Origin of the sequence: Amycolatopsis iheyensis (assembly GCF_024703995.1) — a bacterium.
GTDB classification, from domain to species: Bacteria; Actinomycetota; Actinomycetes; order Mycobacteriales; family Pseudonocardiaceae; genus Amycolatopsis; species Amycolatopsis iheyensis.
Window position 1 is genome coordinate 22,593 of sequence record NZ_JAMXQV010000051.1, and the last position, 17,155, is coordinate 39,747.

Here is a 17,155-nt window from a genome sequence, read left to right on the forward strand (position 1 = left end):
CGACACGCCCCCTCGCGACTGCCCCGCCTTACTTTGTCCAACCGTAGCGATCGGCGCACCGGCTGTCACCGCCGGTCGGTGGGGTCATGCCGGGAACCGGTCGCGGGGCCGGACTGCTCCCACTGAAAGTCACTCCACCGCAGCGCTGCATGCCACGCGGCCAGCAGAGCGTCGTCATCGGCGTAACTCGGGTCGTCGCCGACCGGCACCCATGTTGTTCCGACCAGCCGGTCGTCTTCGAAACACAGGATGCTGATCCCGTCGTACTCCACTGTCGCCGGTCCGTCATCCAGCACGGGTACGACTCGCGTTTCGAGCCGCAGCCGCACCTGCCGCCGCCCACTCATGAATCACTTCCACGACGCTCGACAATCCACCTCGAGGGACAAATACCCCATGAAGTGCCGATCGACTCGCTGAGCGAAGCTCGCATCGCCTGCTCGGCAGCGCGGTGCGAGAAGACGGCGGTTGGCGCGTGATCTTTGTCGACAAAGCGCCCGAGTTCGGTGCACGGCCCGATCCGCATCGCGTGCGGCGTTTGGACCTCGCCGGCAGGGTACTCGTACCAGGTGCGTGGATGGGTGTGGCGCTTGATCGTCGCGGGCGGCCTACGGCTCTTCCTGGCTGCGACCGGCCTGTCGGTACCGGGCGGCGGCCTGGTGCTGTGGTTGGTGGTTGGTCGTCGCTGTCGTCGTAGTGCTCGTTCCCGCCCCTGGCCTCACCGGGAGCCGGCACGAGCGCCCTGGCGACGACACGAGCCGGAGTTCGCGCCCCCGGAGCTAGTGGACCCCGCGCATCAGCCGGCGGATCAGAGGACTGACCAGGGCCAGGATCAGACCGAAGGCGACGGCGACACCGCCGACCAACGCGAAGTACGGAACCTCGTCGCCGGGGTCGTAGTACTTCGCCAAGGCACCAGCGGTTGCCGTTCCCAACGCGATGGACAGGAAGTTCAAGGCGACCATCTGGGTGCGGAACGACCTCGGCGCGAGCTTCGTCGACAAGGAGAGCCCCACGGGGGAGAGCAGCAGTTCGGCGATGGTGAACAGCAACAGGATCCCGGCCAGCGCGAGCAGCGGGGTGGAGGCGGGGCCACCGCCACTGAGCGGCAGGAACAGCATGAACGCCGCCCCCATGACGATCGTGCCGAGCGCGAACTTGATCGGCGTGGACGGCTGGCGGCTGCCGAGCCTGGTCCACAGGGCAGCGAAAACGCCGGCCAGCACGATGATGAAGATCGGGTTGATCGAATTGGCCCACGAAACGGGCATCTCCCAACCGAGGATGCTCCGGTCGAGCCGCTGGTCGACGTAGATCGTGACCACGGTGAACTGCTGCTGGAACAAGGCGAAGAAGACGAAGCTCGCCAGGAACATCGGAATGAAGCTGTAAACCCGGCTGCGCTCCAGTGACGTGACCCTCTTGCTGCTCAGAATCACGGCGAAGTAGGCGATCGACGCCACCAGGACAATGCCGATCGTGACAACGGCGAGGTTGGCCGCGGTGATCACCCCGGCCAGCACGAGAACGACGATCGCCGCCACGGCGACGAGGGCCACCACCGCGAAGAGAAGCCGTCGCTGCGCGGGCAGCGGATTGGGCACGGCGTTCGAGTCGGGACTGAGGTTCTTGCGTCCGAACGAGTACTGCGTGAGCCCGACGGCCATTCCCACTGCGGCCAGCCCGAATCCGTAGTGGAAACCGAGGTTCTTCTGAGCCAGTCCGGTCAGGAGCGGTCCGACGAAGGCACCGAGGTTGATGCCGAGGTAGAAGATGGAGAACCCGGCGTCGCGGCGTTCGTCGCCGGTCGCGTAGAGGGCGCCGACGAGGTTCGTGGCGTTGGCCTTGAGACCGCCACTGCCGAGAGCCACCGCGGCGAGTCCGACGCCCACGCCGGTGAACCCGGGTAGCACGGCCAGCGCGATGTGGCCGAACATGATCAGTATCGCGCTGAAGAACAGCACCCGCTCGGAGCCGATGATCCGATCGGCCAGCCAGGCCCCGACCACGGTCGAGAGGTAGACCAAGCCGCCGTAGGCGCCGACGATGCTGGTCGCGGTCGCTTCGGACAAGCCGAGTCCGCCCTCGGCCGCCGAGTAGTAGAGGTAGATGGTGAGGATGCCCTGCATCCCGTAGAAGGAGAACCGTTCCCACATTTCGACGCCGAAGAGGTTGGCCAGTCCCCGAGGATGTCCGAGAAACGTCCTTGACTCGGTTTTGACATCGGTCATCGCTGCCCTTTCTCCGCGGAGGACGGCGTAACCGTGCCGACCTGCTTACCGACTACCGGTGATAGCAGGTCGTAGGTACCCATGGCGTCGACTGGCATGCGGATTTCTGCTCGCGCAACGCCAATCGTAAGGTGTTCGTCAGGTGGAACTCAGGATGCCGGATACTGGTCCTTGGCGAGCAGCCGAGCCAGGTGGACGGCGTTACGCACCAACGTGGCGTTGGTCGAAGCGACGGCCTCCGGAGTTTCGTCGAGGTCGTTGTAGTCGCCGCCCTGCATGGCTTCGCCGTTCCAGTAAGTACCGCCTTGAGCCGGAATGGAGAAGCCGGTGTCGTTGAGGGCCTGGAACAGGTCGGCGATGATCTTGTGGGCGCCGTCTTCGTTGCCCACCGCGGCGGCGACCGCGACCTTGCCGAACATCGCGGGGCGCCCCTCGTCGTCCGTTTCCGACAGCTCGGCGTCGAGTCGTTCCAGGACGCGCTGGGCGACGCTGGACATGTGACCGACCCACGTGGGCGTGGCGACGAGCAGGATGTCGGCGTCGGCGATCTTGCGGCGGAGCTGCGGCCATTCGTCGCCGTCGCCCATGTCGGCCTCGACGCCAGGACGCACGTCGTGATCGACGACCCGGACGGCCTCACCCGTGACTTCGTGCTGGGCGAAGAGTTCCAGCAGTTGCGAAGTGATCAAATCGCTGCTCGATTTCGCCGGTGACGGCTTGAGCGTGCACACGAGCGCAAGGACATGCATCGAGGCCTCCGTTGTCAGGTGACTGGATCAGTCCGGGTTCCCCGCTCGAGTCCGAGCCAACCGGGAGCCCGTACAGGCGATGTTTGCTCGAGGTTGATTGCGGACACTCCAGTTGTGAACGAGGTAATCGACGGCCAGGAGGACACATGCCCACCGTGACAGTCGGCCACGAGAACGCCACGCCGATCGAGCTGTACTACGAGGACCATGGCGCGGGGAAGCCGGTCGTCTTGATCCACGGCTGGCCGTTGAGCGGCCGTTCATGGGAATCTCAGGTCGCCGCGCTCGTCGACGCCGGCTATCGCGTCATCACCTACGATCGACGCGGTTTCGGCCAGTCGTCCCAGCCGTGGACCGGCTACGACTACGACACCTTCGCGGCCGACCTGGAAGCGCTGCTGACTCACCTGGACCTGCGCGAGGTGACGCTCGTCGGCTTTTCGATGGGTGGCGGCGAAGTCGTCCGGCACATCGCGACGTACGGCAGCGAACGAGTGGCGAAGGCCGTGCTGGCGGCGGCGGTTCCGCCGTACCTCTACCAGAGCGACGACAACCCGGACGGCGGTCTCGACGACGCCACGATCGCTGGGTTCGAGGACGGTGTCCGCGGCGATCGCCTGGCCTTCCTCAAGCAGTTCACGACAGACTTTTTCAGTGCGGGCGGCGAACTTCTGGTCAGCGAGGACCAACGGGCGTACGCGCAGGAAATCGCGGCTTTCGCCGCACCGAAGGGCACCCTCGACTGCATCGCCGCGTTCGGCCGGACGGACTTCCGCGCGGACGTCGCGAAGATCAGCATTCCGACCTTGGTGATCCACGGCGACGCGGACGCGATCGTGCCGTTCGAGGTCAGCGGCAAGCGCTCAGCGGAAACCATCAGGGGCAGCGAACTGGTCGTGATCAAGGGCGGCCCGCACGCGATCAACGTCACCCATGCCCAGGAGTTCAACAGTGCGCTGTTGGCTTTCCTGGCCGTGGACAAGGCGTGACGGGAGCCGCGGGACTCCGCTTCGAAGCGGCGTTCGGAGTAAAGCGCCTGGGCCGCTTTCGTTGACCTCTCCCTTAGGCTTCCTGCGGCACGCAAGCGCCGGCGTCCGAGCGGTGACATCAGCCTCACGCCGCAGGTGGCTCGCGGAACGCGAAACACGCTCACACCAGTTTGCCGTCGTCGTGACGGCTCACTCCCCACCGGTGGCTCAGCTGGTTCACCAGCCACAGGCCACGGCCGCTGCCTTGGCCGGGAACTTGCATCCGCGGCTCGCCGGCGCCGGGGTCGGCGACCGCAACCGTGACCCGGGACGGGGCGCGCCCGTGGTGGATGCGCAGCTGGAGCGGCCGACCGGCGTGCAGGAACGCGTTGCCGGCGTCGCCGGAGTTGCCACCGTTCGCGGTGCCGGTCACGGAGCCCACGGCCCCGAGGATCCCAAGGATCCCGCCACGCGAGGAGTGCGAGCCGGCGGTGTTCTTGCCGGACGTCGCCGCGGTCCCGGATCCGCCGTTGCCAGCGTTACCCGAGTTGCCACCCTTGGTGGTGCTGGTGTTCGAGGCGTTCCCGGTCGAGCCGGTCGCGCCCGTGTTCCCGGAGTTGCCCGAGGACGCCGAGGTGCTGCACTTCGCCAGCACACAACGCCGTAGGCGCTGTTGCCGCCGGTGGAACCGGAGTTGCCGGAGTTCCCGCTCACCGCGTTGTTGCCGCTGCTCGCGTTCCCGCCGTTGCCCGAGGTTCCGCCGTTGCCACCGGTACCGGCCGCCGACGTCGTGCCGGCCACCACCGGCGAAGTCACCGGGGACACCGCGTCCAGCACGGGTTCCGCAACCGGCCGCAGCGCCGACAACACCGGCTCGGTCGCACGCAGCACCGGGCGGGTCAGCGGCTCGAGCACAGGCTCGAGCCCGCTCGTCACCGGCTTCACTACCGGAGCCACCTGCGAGGTCACCGTGTACAGCGTGCCCGCTACCGGCTGCACCACCGGAGCGACCTGCGACGTCACGTCGTGCACCGTGCCCGTGACCGGCTTCAGCACCGGTTCCACGGGCTTGAGCACGCCGTGCACCGTTTGCCCGGCCCGATCGAGCAGCCCGGGCTGAACAGGCGGCGGCGAACCTTCCGAAGCGTCCGCGGCCGCCGACACGGCCAACGCCAGCAGAGTGAATCCGAACAACGCGCCGGCCACGACCAGCATCCCAAGTACCAGGGGGTGCTGGACCAGCGCGCAATCCGTCTGGGAAGTATCCATCCATCTCACCCCCCAATCAGGTCTGGACTTCACCGTCAGTCAGGTTTTCGAAGGCGAAGACCATCACCGGATTGGGTACGGACTGAAGTTTTTTCTTTCCCCCAAAAGAGTTTACTACCGTTGAGTAGCTGGTGGAAATAGCGCTTTTCCTGCAACGAACGGCACAAAACACCCGGGCTGACTACACCAGTGACCCGAATGGACACTCACGGTGGCCTGCCCTCGCGCGATGTTGGGAACCCCGCTCGGGGGATTGACCCATCCGCGGCGTGGACGACCCCGAAAGCGGAATGTCCACGAAGGATCCGTCCCACCGCCGGGAGGCCCCGGCGTGGGTGTCGTCCCCCGCACGCGTGCGGGCGGGGAGGAGAACGTACGTGTTCGGTAAACGCTATGCCGCGTCGATGATCACCCGGAGCACGGAGAACGATCAGGACCGACGCCGCTTCCTCAAGGCAGCCGGTATGACTGGACTCGGCGTTGTCGGCGCCGGAGCCCTCGGCGGCCTCACCGCCGGAACCGCGTCCGCGGCCACCGCACGCCCCGCCGCGGCATCGAGCGGGGTCAGTGACGGTGCCGTGCTCAACTTCGCGCTCAACCTGGAGTACTTGGAAGCCGAGTTCTACCTCCACGCCGTCACCGGCAAGGGCCTGGCCGACTCGATGACCACCGGCACCGGCACCCGCGGCGGCGTCACCGGCGGCCGCGCCGTCCGCTTCCAGACCAAAGCCGCGAGGCAAGTACGCCCAGGAAATCGCGGGCGACGAGAAGGCGCACGTCCAGTTCCTGCGGTCTGCGCTCGGCTCGGCGGCGGTCAGCCGCCCGGCAATTGACCTGCAGTCCAGTTTCACCGCCGCCGCCCAGGCCGCCGGCCTCGTCAAGCCCGGCCAGACCTTCGACGCCTTCTCCTGCGAAGAAAACTTCGTGCTCGCCGCGTTCCTGTTCGAGGACGTCGGCGTGACGGCGTACAAGGGTGCGGCCCCGCTGATCACCAACAAGACCTACCTCGAAGCCGCCGCGGGCATCCTCGCGGTGGAGGCGTACCACGCGGCCAACATCCGCAGCGCGCTCTACCAGCGGGGCGACGGCAAGGCGACCGTCAAGTTCTCCAACGCCCGTGACAGTCTCGACGGCCCCACCGACGACGACCAGGGCGTCATCGACAGCCACGGCAACGCCAATGCTCGGACTCAGTCCGGAACACCTGCTCGTCCTCCTGGTCGCCGCCCTGTTCATCCTCGGCCCGGAACGACTTCCCTGCGCCCTCACGACCGTCCGCAAAACCGCGCAGAAGGCCAAAGACGCGCTCGCGAACGCCCACCAGCAGATCACCGACGAAATCGGCCCGGAGTTCGAGCAACTGCGCAAACCGCTCGGTGAACTCAACCAGCTCCGCAGCCTCGACCCACGTACAGCGGTGACACGGCTGCTTCTGGACACACCGGCAACCACCCAGCCGATGACCGCGCCACCGCGGACCGGGGACGGGCCGCGCGTGGACATGGAAGCCACCTGAACGCCGGCCCGCTCATTCAGGTTGTCCCGGTGAAGTGCGCGTAGACCACGATGTTGTCCAGGTAGCTGCGCGCGGCCCGGTCGAACTCGCCGCCGCAGGTGACCAGCCGCAGGCCGGCGTAGTCCACCGCGCCGTAGACGTCGTTCGCCGGGAACCCGCTCTTCGGGTACTGCCGCTTGGCGTCGACCGTGAACGCCGCCGTCTTGCCGTCACCACGCAGGACGAGAATCTGGTCACCGGGGCCGAGCTTCGAAAGCCGGTAGAACACCGCCGGGCCGCGGTAGGAGTCGATGTGTCCGAGGATGACCGACGCGCCCACCTCGCCCGGTGTCGGCCCGAGGTCGTACCAGCCGGCTTTGCCGAAGTCCTTCGGGGATTCGACCGTCCTATCGGGATTCAGGCCCAGGGACAGCAGCGAGCTGCTCACCCCGATGCTCGGCACCCGCAGCGAAACGGGTGCGGACCGGGACAGCGGAACCGGCGACCGGGAAACCGGCGGGGCGGTGGTCGTCGGGTCCGAAGTGGACAGTGTGGTCGTCGGCGCCGGGATGCTGCCCACTGAAGCAACGGAACCCGGGCCGGACGGGCGCGTCACGCCTACCCAGATCAGGACGCCGCCGGCGAGAGCCAGCACCACGACGAGCGCGAGGAGGAGCCGGCGGACGGTGCGGCGACGTCCACCGGCTCCGGTTTCCGCGGGATCCGCGTCAGGCATCGGGTCCTTCGCCGGAGTCAGCGCGACGGTGACGGCCCACCGCCACCGCCGTCGCCGCCGCACCGGCGACCAGCACCGCACCGGTCGCGGTGAGGACGGTGCCGGTCGTGCCGTCGCTCGTCCCGCCCGCGCCCATGTCCGGCGCACCGGCCGGGACGGTGGGCGTGGCGACCAGGAACGGTGCGACGGCGGCCAGCACGGTGGCCTTGTCCTTCGGGGTCTCGGTGTTGCCCATGAACACCCCGCCCTTCGCGGGCAGCCCGAGCAGGTTCCCGACGATCGCCGCGTGCCGTGCCTCGACGCCGAAGATCCCGGCCGCGGCCTGCAGGATGGTCTTGTCCTTGATGAACCCGGCCGCGCCGAGGTACGCGCCGACCCCGACGTTCTCGAAGGTGTGGCTCGTCTTCAGGAAGCTCATGCGGTTCTCGAACGCGGCACCGAAGTTCACCATCGGCGCCTCGACGGGGGTCCCGCCCAGCTTCTTGATCGTCGAGGTCAGGGTGGTGACGTGGGACTCCTCGTCGGACTGGATCTTCTTGAGGTAGTCGGCTTCGGCCCCCGAAAGAGAGACGGCTTTGTTGCCCTGGACGTAGAACGCCGATTCGAGGTACTCCAGCGTCAACGCGTAGTTGAGGACGTCGAGGTCGCTCCCGAAGTCGCCGGCCTGGGCCAGGGCCCAGCGGTTGTTGAGCGCACCGAGCGCCAGCTGGGGCGACACCTCGGTGGCCTGCCCGTGGATCAGATCACGCCTGTTCATGAATGGTTTTCCTTACGGAGTCGGGAAGTCAGGAGAGGAACGGTTTGACGATGGCGAGGACTTCGTCCTTCGTCCGCTGCTTCTCGATGGGTGCCGGGAACGGCTCGCCGCCCATCAGGGAGGCCAGCACGGCCGCGTGCCGCGACTCCACCCCGGCGATGGACGCACCCGCCTTCAGCACGTCGGCGCTCTTGATCAGCCCGACCTGACCGTGGTACGCCGTCACCCCGACCTCTTCGAACGTCGACGCCGACTTGAGGAAGCCCGCCTTGTCGGCGAACGTCTCGGTCGGGTACTTGATCGCCGGCTTGGCGACCGGGGTACCGCCGAGCTGCTTGATCAGCGTCGTGACCGCCGTGACGTGCGCGCTCTCGTGATCGGCGATCTCGGTGATCAGTTCCAGCTCGCGCCCGCTGACAAGGTTCTTCGTCAGTCCCATGGCGTAGAAGTCCGACTCCAGGTACTCGAGCGTCAACGCGTAGTTGAGGATCTCGAGATCGCCCGCGTCACCCGCGGCCGGCGCGGCGATCGCCGAGGCCGCCGCCGACCCCAGGCCGCCGGCGACCAGCGTCGCGCCGACCCCGACCAGCCCCGCCATCCGCAGGAAGGCCCTGCGGTCACTCTCCTTCGCAATTCCCAGCACCGGCTTGCCGCCGAAAACCCTGTCGTTCCTGGACGATCGCATTCGACCTCACGCTCTCTGCGCTCCGCTCGCGGCCGTGCCGGGCGGGCTCGTTGGTGAAGATCCAGCCGGATCACCCGGGAAACCGGTGTCCGCCGACAACCACGATTCGGAGGCACCCCCGATCGGGTTCATCCCCCTGTTCGGCCCGCCCCACCGCTGACATGCACACCCAGGGCCACAACCTGCGACGACGTCCGCGGCCAAGCCGGGAACAGGACATCACTTCGGCGGGGGAATCACCCCGATGGCCTAACCGCCGGCTCGAACCAAGCTGGGCGAGACGTCGCCTCGAACCTTCCGTAAAGGGGCAGCCCGGACCTCGCTGCTGGAAATGCATTCACCTTTGCCGACCAGACTGCCGAGGCTGGGACCACTGCCATGGAAGAACTGCTCGAACGGGTCGCCGGCGGAGACCGGTCCGCCTTCGACCGGTTGTACCGGGAATTCTTCGGCCTGGTCTTCCACACCGTTTTCAAGGTCGTGCAGGACCACGCCCAGTCCGAAGAAGTCACGCAAGAGACTTTTCTCGAGCTCTGGTCGACCGCCGCGCGGTTCGACGGAGCGCAGGGCACCGGCGCCCGGTGGGTCACGATGATCGCGCGGCGGCGGGCGGTCGACCGGGTCCGGTCGGCGCAGGCGGCGCGGCAACGCGACACCCTGATCGCGACCCAGGCCCAGATCTCCACCGAGCCCGACCCCAGTGAGCACGTGCTGGACGGCGTCCAGGTGCACCAGATCCGCGCCGCGCTGGCGAAGCTGTCACCGGAGCAGCGGACCTTGCTGACCCAGGCCTACATCGACGGCCTGACCTACCGGGACATCGCCGCGGCACAAGGAGTTTCGGTCAACACCGTGAAGTCGCGCGTCCGGCTGGCCGCGGCCAAGCTCCGCGGCCTGATCACCCGCTGAGCCCCACTCACCCCAGCAGGCCCGCGACGTTCACGCGCTCGGCGCCGAGGCTGACGTACACCCCGGCCCACGCCCGGTCGGCCGCCGACGGTGCCGCGTGGTCGCAGTAGGCCTTGCGCCCGTTGGCGGTGTAGTACCGAAGCAGGGGAAGGGTTTCGTCCGTGCGGACCTGTCCCGGGTCGAGATAGCGGGCGCCCGGCGCGGCCGGCTGATGCTTCATGCAGCCGACCGCCTGGTTGCCCTCGTTGTCGAACACCGGCCCGGGATCGGGCGGGGCGGCCGAGCAAGAGGCGATCAGGAGGCAGCAGGCCAGGGCGAAGGTCGCGCGCATCGTCATCCGTTTCCCGTCGCGGCGCGGACGGCCAGGCCGAGCCCGACCACCAGCACCAGTGTCGCGGTGAGCACCGGCATCCAGCCGGACAGCCGGGCCGCCCGGGCCCGCAGCCGGTCCATGCGGCGCATCGTGTCCAGGCGGTCGCGCAGCCGGACCAGCAGCAGCCCGACGGCGGTCAGCGTGGCGGCCATCCCGAACCCGTAACCGAGCACCAGCAGGACGCCGAACCAGGTACGGCCGAGCGCGACCGCGCCCAGCAGGACGACGAGCGCGGACGGGCTCGGCACCAGCCCGCCGGCGACCCCCATCCCGATCAGCCCGCCACGCCCGAAGCCGTGCCCATGGCTGTGGCCGTGTCCATGGCCGTGGCCGTGTCCATGGCCGTGCCCATGCCCATGCCCATGCCCATGTCCATGTCCATGCGCGGGAGCCTCGGCGACGGCTCCGGCGGCGACCAGCACCGGCTCCGCCTGCACCTGCTTCGCTCGGTTGCGCAACGCGGACACCAGCAGCCAGGCGCCGATCCCCGTCACCAGCAGTCCACTCGCGACACCGAGCCAGCTCAGCACGCTCTCCCCCGCCAGCGCGCTCGACCCGCTGATCAGCAGCCCCAGCACCAGGACCCCGGCGGTGTGGGTCACCGTCACGGTGGCGCCGACGACGAGCGCGTCGCGCGTCGAACCCCGCTTGCCCGCGAGGTAGGCGGCGATCAACGTCTTGCCGTGCCCGGGCAGCGCCGCGTGCGACGCGCCCAGCACCATCGACAGCAGCACCGCCAGCAGCCCGACCGCCGGGGTCAGGTCGTCCGCGCCGACGAGGTCGGTGAACGTCCGGGTGACCGTGCCGACCACCGCGTCCAGCGGACCCAGGTGCGGGGCGGCATCCGCGGCCGCGCCCCCGCCGATGCCGGGTTCGACGCGCAGGGTGGCCTCGCGGACGTTGAGCGGGTTGGCCAGCAAGTCGTCAGGGTAGGCGCGCAGCTCATTGCTGACGCTGGCAGCCGGCAGCCCGTCGGCCGGGAGCCGGACGCCGTCGCCGACGGCGGTCATCTCGCGCCAGCCGATCCGGTCGGTGCGGAAGTCGTCGCGGATCACCAACGTCGCGGCCCGGTCCAGCCGGGCGGACGCCGACATCGCGCAGGAGAGCCGGCTCGTCGGCAACCCGGCCTGCCCCGGCGGGAACTCGAGGGTGCTGGACCGCAGCGTCAACGACACGGGCTGACCGTCGACCGTGACGGGCGTGGCCGCCATCAGGGCCGCGCAGTCACCTGCCGCGCGGGTGCCGGCCTCCGCAGCGCTGACGACGCCGTCGTGGTCGGTGTCGACGGCCGGCTTGTCCTGCACCGTCGGGATCTCGGCACTGTCCACAACGGACAGCAGATCGATGCCGCCGGGGCGGAGCGTCAGGCCGTCGTAGTGGTTGACGGTGAAGTTGCCGAGCGGATGGGCGTCCGCGGCCGGCGCGGCGAGCAGCGCGAGCGCCAGCAGTCCGAACAGGACGACCACGAGCCGTTTCATCGCGCCGCCTTGAGCTGGTCGAGCGCTCGGCGCGCGTCCGGCGCGCCGACCGGCGAGAAGTACGGGTTGATCTCGAGCGCGTCCGCCAGTGCCGCGACGGCGTCGGCCTTGCGGCCCAGGCCCGCGAGGGCCATGCCGCGGTGGTAGGCGAAGGCCGCGGTGCGCCCGCCGAGAACGGCGGCGCGGTCGAGGTAGGGCAGGGCTTCGGCGTCGCGGCCGTTGAGGTGCAGGGCCCAGCCCAGCGCGTCCGCGACGAGCACGTTCTGCCGCCGTCCCCATTCCGCCTGTGCGTGGGTCAGCGCACCGGCGTTGTCGCCGCGGCTCGCGGCGACGGCGGACGCGGTCAGGTCGTCGGTGACACCGGCCGCGGCGAAGAGCCGCTGCTGGCTGTCGAGCACCGCGTACTGCTGCTCGGCTTCGGGCTTACGGCCGGCCGCGACGAGCAGGTCGGTGTACTCCTGCAGGTACTGCGGCAGCGGGACCCGGGCGACGATGTCGCGGTAGCCCGCGAGGGCCTCGTCGACCCGGCCGCGCGCGGCGGCGACCTTGGCCTTGCCCCCCAGCAGCGAGACGTTCCGCGCGTCGACGGCCAGGCCCTGGTCGTACTCGGCCGCGGCGTCGTCGAGCTTGCCGGAGTTGAAGGCGAGTTCGCCGAGATAGTAGCGGCAGAAGGCGACGTCGCTCGGGCTGGTGGCGTCGGCGACCGCGCGCTGCAGCGCCGCCCGCGCGTCGTCGATCCGGCCGTGCAGCTCGAGGTCGTAGGACGCGCGGGTGAAGGAAGAGACGCCGGGTTTGTGGTCGAGCATCCGCTGGATCGCGTCGGTGGCCGCACCGGCGTCGCCGAGCTGGGTCAGCGCGTCGGCGAGCACGCCGTAGGACTCGGCGGTATCGGGCAACGCGGCTTCCGCGCGTTCGCCCCAGGTCTTCGCGGCGGCGAAGTCGTGCCGGGCGTTGGCGAGCGCGCCCATCCCGATCAGAGCCGCGCCATTCCCGTCGGGCTGCTGCTGCAGGGACTTCTCGAGCGCGCCCTGGGCCTTCGGGTAGTAGGCGGGGTCCGCGGTGATCCGGGCCTGTTCGACGTAGGCGGTGCCGAGCTGGGCCCAGGTGAGCGGGTCCCGCGGCGTCCGGCGGAGCTTGTCCTGCGCGACACTGATGCTGTGGGCCAGCGTGTCCTGCGCGACGGGGACCGGCGCGGGACCCGCGACGGGCGCGGACTGCCCGGCCGAGACGCTCGCGACGAGCGCCACCGCGCCGGCGACGAGGACGACGACCGCCAGGATCCGGCGCGGCCGGGTGGAGCGTTCGGACATGCGGAGACCTCACGGCCGGACGCCGGTGGCGGGTGCCGAACACCCGCCACCGGCGTCGGTGGACTTATTCGGCCGCGGTCCCGGGACGGCGGCGTAGCAGCCACACGCCCGATCCCAGCAGCACCGCGGCGGCCAGGCCGCCGAGCGCGGGCTTGACCGGGAACGAGGCGCCGGCAGCGGGACCGGCGGCTCCTCCTGACGTGGCACTCCCGCCGATGGCCCCGCCTCCGCCGCCACCGCCCGCGTTCACCGCGGAGTTGTGCGGCAGCGCGACGTACGGGAAGGCGTTCCCGAACGGCACGTCGTTCGCGTTGACCTTGTCCCCGGTCGCGAGCGCCGGGACGATGACGCCGGTCTGGGCGGCGCCTTCGAGGGCCTGGACCTCGATGTCGACGACGTCGTCGGTGAGGCGTCGGCCGTTCGGGAAGCCCTGCAGGTCACCGGCGAGGACGCCGAGCCGGTTCGGGTTCGCCGCGACCGGCACCGCGGTGTTGAGCCGCAGCATCTCCGAGGGAGTGAACCTCTTGGCGTTGACGTCGGCGTTGTTCAGCTGCGAGTTGAGGTCCGCCTTGATCGGGCCACCGGCCTTGGTGGTGACGCCGGTCAGGAAGATCTCGGCCAGGTCGTTGCGCGGGGTCGCCGGCGCCGGCAGGCCGTAGATGGCCTGGATCAGCTTGGGTACCTCGGGGTCGGTGACCCGGCTGACCAGATCCGGGACGTTGTGGTCCTGGTCCGGGGTGAGCGCGTTGAACTTGTCCTTGAGCCCGGCGGGCACGACGACCTCGTTGACCAGCGGGTTGCCCAGCCGCGAGACCTGGACGTACGGGCCGGCCTGGGTGTCCTTGCCCGGGGTCTTGATGCTCAGCGACTGCCGTTCGGTGTCGCTCCACACGCCGATCACCGGGTTGCGGGTCGCGTTGCCGTTCAGCGCCAGCGCGGACTTCGGGACCTGCAGCGCGATGGTGTTGACGTTGTAGCCGCGCAACGTGTCCTGCCCGACCTCGGACAGGTTGCCGCCGTAGAGCAGGTCGAACACCCGCAGGTCGAGGAAGAAGGAGTCGTCGGCCTGGCCGGCGAAGCTCTTGCCGCCGCCGGGCAGGTTCGTCACGGCCTGGTCGCGCAGCGCGCCGTAGTTTGGCATCGAAGCGGCGCCGGTGTTCGACGGCGCGGTCTTGCCCGAGCGCACCAGGTTCTTCGACCGGCCGTACTTGTCGATGACGTCGAGGTTGTAGCTCTGGCGGAACAACAGGTTCGGGTCGTCGAGCGAGGTGACCGGGCCGTTGTCGTAGAGGAAGGTCGACTTGCCGCGGCGGTCGTCGGTCTTGAACGTCCACCGGTAGGTCAGGTCGGGCCTGGCGTCGCCGTCGCTGTCGATGTTGATGTCGTAGTGGGCGTCGGTGGCCCAGGGGTAGAAGTTCGGGCCGCCGTTGGGTTCCTCGAACGGGTACCAGTTCGCGACCAGAGTGACGGTGTCCGGCTTGTCCGGGCTGACGAAGGCGTAGACGTCGGTGTTGTCGACCGGCGGGTCGCCGGCGATGAGCGGGGCTTCGCGGTGGCTCGACGCGGCGGCGAGATCGGTTCCCAGGCCGATCAGTGCGCTCGTGAGCACGATGCTCCCCACCGCGAGCAGGGAGAGGCCCACACGCCGGGTCCGGCGGGACGGGGGCAGTACTGGCATGCAGCAGACCTTTCGCAGCCGGCACCGTTTCCGGTGCCGTTCCGGGTCGCTCCCGCCCGATGCGGGAACAGCCGCCGAGCCCGTTTCCCGGGCAAGCACCTACTCATTCGGAGACGGATGTGGTCCGGTTCACGCCCGAACAGGTGAATGTTTCCGAGCACAGTGAACTGCTTACCTGCACAGCTGGACATATATCGAGGTCGAACTCTTCGGCCGTTGCTTTTTGTCTGTTCATCTGTCTAGTGTCGCAGTCGTTCCCCGCTCAGCTGAGTTCCCCGAACCCGAGGCGGCCATGAACACCATTCCCCGTTCCGCCCGACTGTCCTCACGCGACCGGCGGTCGATCGCCGGCATGGCCGCGGTCATCCTGACGTTGAACGTGACCGGCTGGGGTGTGCTCGGATTCGTGGTGGCACCACACCACTACGCACTGGGAGCCACCGGGGTCTTCGGTCTGGGCCTGGGTGTCACGGCGTTCACCCTGGGCATGCGGCACGCGTTCGACGCGGACCACATCGCCGCGATCGACAACACGACCCGCAAGCTCCTCTCCGAAGGCAGGCGGCCGCTCTCGGTCGGTTTCTGGTTCTCCCTCGGGCATTCGACGGTCGTTTTCCTGCTGTGCCTGTTGTTGTCCCTGGGAATCCGGGCGCTCGCCGGCCAGGTGACCGATGACGGGTCGGCGTTGCACCGGACGACGACGGTGATCGGTACGTCGACCTCCGGTGTCTTCCTGTACCTGATCGCGATCGTGAACCTCGTCGTACTCGGCCGGATCCTGCGCGTGTTCCGGAGCATGCGCCACGGTGATTTCGACGAAGCCGAACTGGAATCGCAGCTGAACAAGCGCGGTTTCCTGAACCGGATCCTCGGTGGCGTAACGAGAGCCGTCCGCAAGCCGTGGCACATCTACCCGGTGGGTGTCCTCTTCGGACTCGGTTTCGACACGGCCACCGAGATCGGCTTGCTCGTGCTCGCCGCCGGGGCCGCGGCGTTTTCCCTGCCCTGGTACGCGATCCTGGTGCTGCCGATCCTGTTCGCGGCCGGGATGACCCTGTTCGACGCGGCCGACGGGTGCTTCATGAACTTCGCCTACGCGTGGGCGTTCGCGAGGCCGGTGCGGAAGATCTTCTACAACATCACGATCACGGCGCTGTCCGTCGCGATCGCCCTGATCATCGGGACGATCGAGCTGCTGTCCATCCTCGTGCCCGAGTTCGGCATCACCACCGGCCCGCTCGCCGCCGTCGCCGGAGTGGATCTGGACCACGTCGGCTTCGTGATCGTCGGGCTGTTCGTCGTCACGTGGCTGGCCGCGCTGGCGGTCTGGCGCTTCTGGCGCATCGAGGAGAAGTGGTCCGCAGCTGTTCCGGCGGCATCCGGGGCCGGCCGCCGCCACCGCCCTGGAGTGAACCAGCAGTGACGACGGCCGACGGGACGCCGCCGCTGAGGGCGTCCCCCGGCGGCGGATCTCCTGCAACCCTCCGCCAGTCTGCAGCCACCGAGGTGGACGAACTGCGGCCGCCGCAGCTCCGTGGTCACGAAGCTGCGGCGGCCGTTACACCGAGTCCCCGCAAGGGAAAGTGTGGCGACTCGGGAGTTCGGTGTTACTTGTTGGTGCCGGGGGTCAGCACCTTGTCGATGACGAAGACGGTGGCGTTCTTGGTGGGGATGTTGCCGCACAGGATCTTCGCGCCGTTGACCGTCATGTTCTCGCCCGAGCCCTCGATCTTCAGCGGGCCACCGGCGGCGTTCAACGACTCCAGCGAACCAGCGGCGGCGAGGCCCTTGGCGTCGTAACGCTTGCCGACGACGTGGTACTGCAGGATCGGCGACAGCTCGGCCGGCTTGCCCGCCAGCTCCTTGAACTTCGCGTCACCCAGCGCCGCGAAGGCCGGGTCGGCCGGCGCGAACACCGTGATGGCCTGCTGCGAGTTCAGCGTGTCCACCAGGTTGGTGGCCTTCACCGCCGCGACCAGCTTGGTCAGCAGCGGGTTCGTCGAAGCGGCCGAGGCGACCGGCTGCGGGCCCATCGAGTCCAGCGAACCAGGCGCCGAGCCCTGCGGCAGCTGGCTGCACGCGGGGCCGAACACGTCGGCGTTGGTGGTCATGCCATCGCCACCGGCCGCGGCGCTGGAGGTCGGGGCGGACGAGGACGGGGCGGGCGCGCTGCTGGACGCGGAAGAACCGGTGTCGCTGCTGCCGCAGGCGGTGAGGGTGAGGGCGGCGGCCGCGGTCAGGCCGATGCCGGCGATACGAAGCTTGCTCATGCGGAATCACTCCAGTGAATGCGGATGTCGGTTCTCAGCGGGAATTCGCGGAACTTGTTCTCTCGATGGGTATTCGGGGCCCGGCGAGAACCGGATTGGTGGGATGGGAAAGAATTTTTCAGGCTGCGGTGAACGTGACGTTGTGCCACCCTGTCGCGCCGTCGGGCACCGTGCCCGCACGCTGGTCGGTCTGGGTGTAGCCGGACTTGTCGGTGGCCCGGCAGAACACCTGGTGCACCCCGGCCGG

At 68.9% G+C, this 17,155-nt stretch carries 17 protein-coding genes and 1 pseudogene; 6 read left to right on the forward strand and 12 right to left on the reverse strand.

Translation table 11 applies throughout. The features are described from left to right. Positions 1-65 precede the first annotated feature (65 nt). The 3 genes from M8542_RS48575 to M8542_RS48585 all read right to left on the reverse strand — a co-directional run bounded on the left by M8542_RS48575 (position 66) and on the right by M8542_RS48585 (position 2,980). Entirely contained in the window at positions 66-347 is a 282-nt protein-coding gene (locus M8542_RS48575) for a hypothetical protein (protein WP_257927238.1), read from the reverse strand. 432 nt (positions 348-779) lie between these two features. Continuing rightward, positions 780-2,231 carry a peptide MFS transporter gene (locus tag M8542_RS48580; RefSeq protein WP_257927239.1) on the reverse strand — a complete coding sequence of 484 codons (1,452 nt, stop codon included), beginning with the start codon at positions 2,229-2,231 and terminating at the stop codon, positions 780-782. 149 nt (positions 2,232-2,380) lie between these two features. After that, a complete protein-coding gene (locus M8542_RS48585) occupies positions 2,381-2,980 on the reverse strand; it encodes a flavodoxin family protein (protein ID WP_257927240.1) in 600 nt (199 codons plus the stop codon). Positions 2,981-3,210: 230 nt separating this feature from the next. Between M8542_RS48585 and M8542_RS48590 the strand changes: the two genes are divergently transcribed. Then, the gene (locus M8542_RS48590; RefSeq protein WP_308210347.1) at positions 3,211-3,969 is read left to right on the forward strand and encodes an alpha/beta fold hydrolase; all 759 of its coding nucleotides are present in this window, start codon (positions 3,211-3,213) and stop codon (positions 3,967-3,969) included. A 160-nt stretch (positions 3,970-4,129) separates the two neighbouring features. Here the strand turns inward: M8542_RS48590 and M8542_RS48595 are convergent, their stop codons facing one another. Then, positions 4,130-4,390 carry an ATP-binding protein gene (locus tag M8542_RS48595; protein WP_257927241.1) on the reverse strand — a complete coding sequence of 87 codons (261 nt, stop codon included), beginning with the start codon at positions 4,388-4,390 and terminating at the stop codon, positions 4,130-4,132. Between the two features lie 240 nt (positions 4,391-4,630). Between M8542_RS48595 and M8542_RS48600 the strand changes: the two genes are divergently transcribed. The 3 genes and pseudogenes from M8542_RS48600 (at position 4,631) to M8542_RS48610 (ending at position 6,733) form a co-directional block, all read left to right on the forward strand. Next, on the forward strand, positions 4,631-5,068 hold the full coding sequence (locus tag M8542_RS48600) for a hypothetical protein (protein ID WP_257927242.1): 438 nt from the start codon (positions 4,631-4,633) through the stop codon (positions 5,066-5,068). A gap of 526 nt (positions 5,069-5,594) precedes the next feature. Continuing rightward, positions 5,595-6,399 (forward strand): annotated as a pseudogene (locus tag M8542_RS48605) (ferritin-like domain-containing protein); the annotation flags it as partial. Next, complete coding sequence (locus M8542_RS48610; RefSeq protein ID WP_257927243.1) at positions 6,398-6,733, forward strand: twin-arginine translocase TatA/TatE family subunit; 336 nt, start codon at positions 6,398-6,400, stop codon at positions 6,731-6,733. The pseudogene M8542_RS48605 and the gene M8542_RS48610, both read left to right, overlap by 2 nt. A gap of 16 nt (positions 6,734-6,749) precedes the next feature. Here the strand turns inward: M8542_RS48610 and M8542_RS48615 are convergent, their stop codons facing one another. From M8542_RS48615 to M8542_RS48625, 3 genes are read right to left on the reverse strand one after another with little or no spacing between them, the layout of a single operon-like run. After that, entirely contained in the window at positions 6,750-7,448 is a 699-nt protein-coding gene (locus M8542_RS48615) for a class F sortase (protein ID WP_257927244.1), read from the reverse strand. Next, positions 7,441-8,205 (reverse strand): ferritin-like domain-containing protein, encoded by a 765-nt coding sequence (locus M8542_RS48620; RefSeq protein ID WP_257927245.1) that lies wholly within the window; start codon positions 8,203-8,205, stop codon positions 7,441-7,443. Before M8542_RS48620 ends, M8542_RS48615 begins: the two co-directional genes overlap by 8 nt. A 28-nt stretch (positions 8,206-8,233) precedes the next feature. Further along, positions 8,234-8,803: a ferritin-like domain-containing protein gene (locus M8542_RS48625; protein ID WP_257927246.1), complete on the reverse strand. Its 570-nt coding sequence runs from the start codon at positions 8,801-8,803 to the stop codon at positions 8,234-8,236. A 465-nt stretch (positions 8,804-9,268) separates the two neighbouring features. On the opposite strand from M8542_RS48625, the gene M8542_RS48630 reads away from it, so the two are divergent. Continuing rightward, entirely contained in the window at positions 9,269-9,799 is a 531-nt protein-coding gene (locus M8542_RS48630) for a sigma-70 family RNA polymerase sigma factor (RefSeq protein ID WP_257927247.1), read from the forward strand. Between the two features lie 7 nt (positions 9,800-9,806). Here M8542_RS48630 and M8542_RS48635 read toward each other — a convergent pair whose 3' ends face one another. The 4 genes from M8542_RS48635 to M8542_RS48650 form a co-directional block, all read right to left on the reverse strand. After that, on the reverse strand, positions 9,807-10,136 hold the full coding sequence (locus M8542_RS48635; protein WP_257927248.1) for a hypothetical protein: 330 nt from the start codon (positions 10,134-10,136) through the stop codon (positions 9,807-9,809). Next, complete coding sequence (locus M8542_RS48640) at positions 10,133-11,650, reverse strand: nickel/cobalt transporter (protein WP_257927249.1); 1,518 nt, start codon at positions 11,648-11,650, stop codon at positions 10,133-10,135. Before M8542_RS48640 ends, M8542_RS48635 begins: the two co-directional genes overlap by 4 nt. Continuing rightward, a complete protein-coding gene (locus tag M8542_RS48645) occupies positions 11,647-12,960 on the reverse strand; it encodes a tetratricopeptide repeat protein (RefSeq protein WP_257927250.1) in 1,314 nt (437 codons plus the stop codon). Before M8542_RS48645 ends, M8542_RS48640 begins: the two co-directional genes overlap by 4 nt. 64 nt (positions 12,961-13,024) lie before the next feature. After that, positions 13,025-14,638 (reverse strand): DUF4331 domain-containing protein, encoded by a 1,614-nt coding sequence (locus M8542_RS48650; protein WP_257927251.1) that lies wholly within the window; start codon positions 14,636-14,638, stop codon positions 13,025-13,027. A gap of 292 nt (positions 14,639-14,930) precedes the next feature. Here M8542_RS48650 and nicT point away from each other — a divergent pair, with 292 nt between their 5' ends. After that, positions 14,931-16,061 (forward strand): Nickel transporter NicT, encoded by a 1,131-nt coding sequence (gene nicT, locus M8542_RS48655; RefSeq protein ID WP_504970544.1) that lies wholly within the window; start codon positions 14,931-14,933, stop codon positions 16,059-16,061. Between the two features lie 184 nt (positions 16,062-16,245). Here the strand turns inward: nicT and M8542_RS48660 are convergent, their stop codons facing one another. Next, a complete protein-coding gene (locus M8542_RS48660) occupies positions 16,246-16,908 on the reverse strand; it encodes a fasciclin domain-containing protein (RefSeq protein ID WP_257927253.1) in 663 nt (220 codons plus the stop codon). Positions 16,909-17,155 lie beyond the last annotated feature (247 nt).

Excerpts from the sequence above, each read along its gene's own strand:
- M8542_RS48575 (WP_257927238.1), bottom strand. The coding sequence starts at position 347 with ATGAGTGGGCGGCGGCAGGTGCGGCTGCGGCTCGAAACGCGAGTCGTA.
- M8542_RS48580 (WP_257927239.1), bottom strand. The coding sequence starts at position 2,231 with ATGACCGATGTCAAAACCGAGTCAAGGACGTTTCTCGGACATCCTCGG.
- M8542_RS48585 (WP_257927240.1), bottom strand. The coding sequence starts at position 2,980 with ATGCATGTCCTTGCGCTCGTGTGCACGCTCAAGCCGTCACCGGCGAAA.
- M8542_RS48610 (WP_257927243.1), top strand. The coding sequence starts at position 6,398 with ATGCTCGGACTCAGTCCGGAACACCTGCTCGTCCTCCTGGTCGCCGCC.
- M8542_RS48615 (WP_257927244.1), bottom strand. The coding sequence starts at position 7,448 with ATGCCTGACGCGGATCCCGCGGAAACCGGAGCCGGTGGACGTCGCCGC.
- M8542_RS48620 (WP_257927245.1), bottom strand. The coding sequence starts at position 8,205 with ATGAACAGGCGTGATCTGATCCACGGGCAGGCCACCGAGGTGTCGCCC.
- M8542_RS48625 (WP_257927246.1), bottom strand. The coding sequence starts at position 8,803 with ATGGCGGGGCTGGTCGGGGTCGGCGCGACGCTGGTCGCCGGCGGCCTG.
- M8542_RS48630 (WP_257927247.1), top strand. The coding sequence starts at position 9,269 with ATGGAAGAACTGCTCGAACGGGTCGCCGGCGGAGACCGGTCCGCCTTC.
- M8542_RS48635 (WP_257927248.1), bottom strand. The coding sequence starts at position 10,136 with ATGACGATGCGCGCGACCTTCGCCCTGGCCTGCTGCCTCCTGATCGCC.
- M8542_RS48640 (WP_257927249.1), bottom strand. The coding sequence starts at position 11,650 with ATGAAACGGCTCGTGGTCGTCCTGTTCGGACTGCTGGCGCTCGCGCTG.
- M8542_RS48645 (WP_257927250.1), bottom strand. The coding sequence starts at position 12,960 with ATGTCCGAACGCTCCACCCGGCCGCGCCGGATCCTGGCGGTCGTCGTC.
- M8542_RS48650 (WP_257927251.1), bottom strand. The coding sequence starts at position 14,638 with ATGCCAGTACTGCCCCCGTCCCGCCGGACCCGGCGTGTGGGCCTCTCC.
- nicT (WP_504970544.1), top strand. The coding sequence starts at position 14,931 with ATGAACACCATTCCCCGTTCCGCCCGACTGTCCTCACGCGACCGGCGG.
- M8542_RS48660 (WP_257927253.1), bottom strand. The coding sequence starts at position 16,908 with ATGAGCAAGCTTCGTATCGCCGGCATCGGCCTGACCGCGGCCGCCGCC.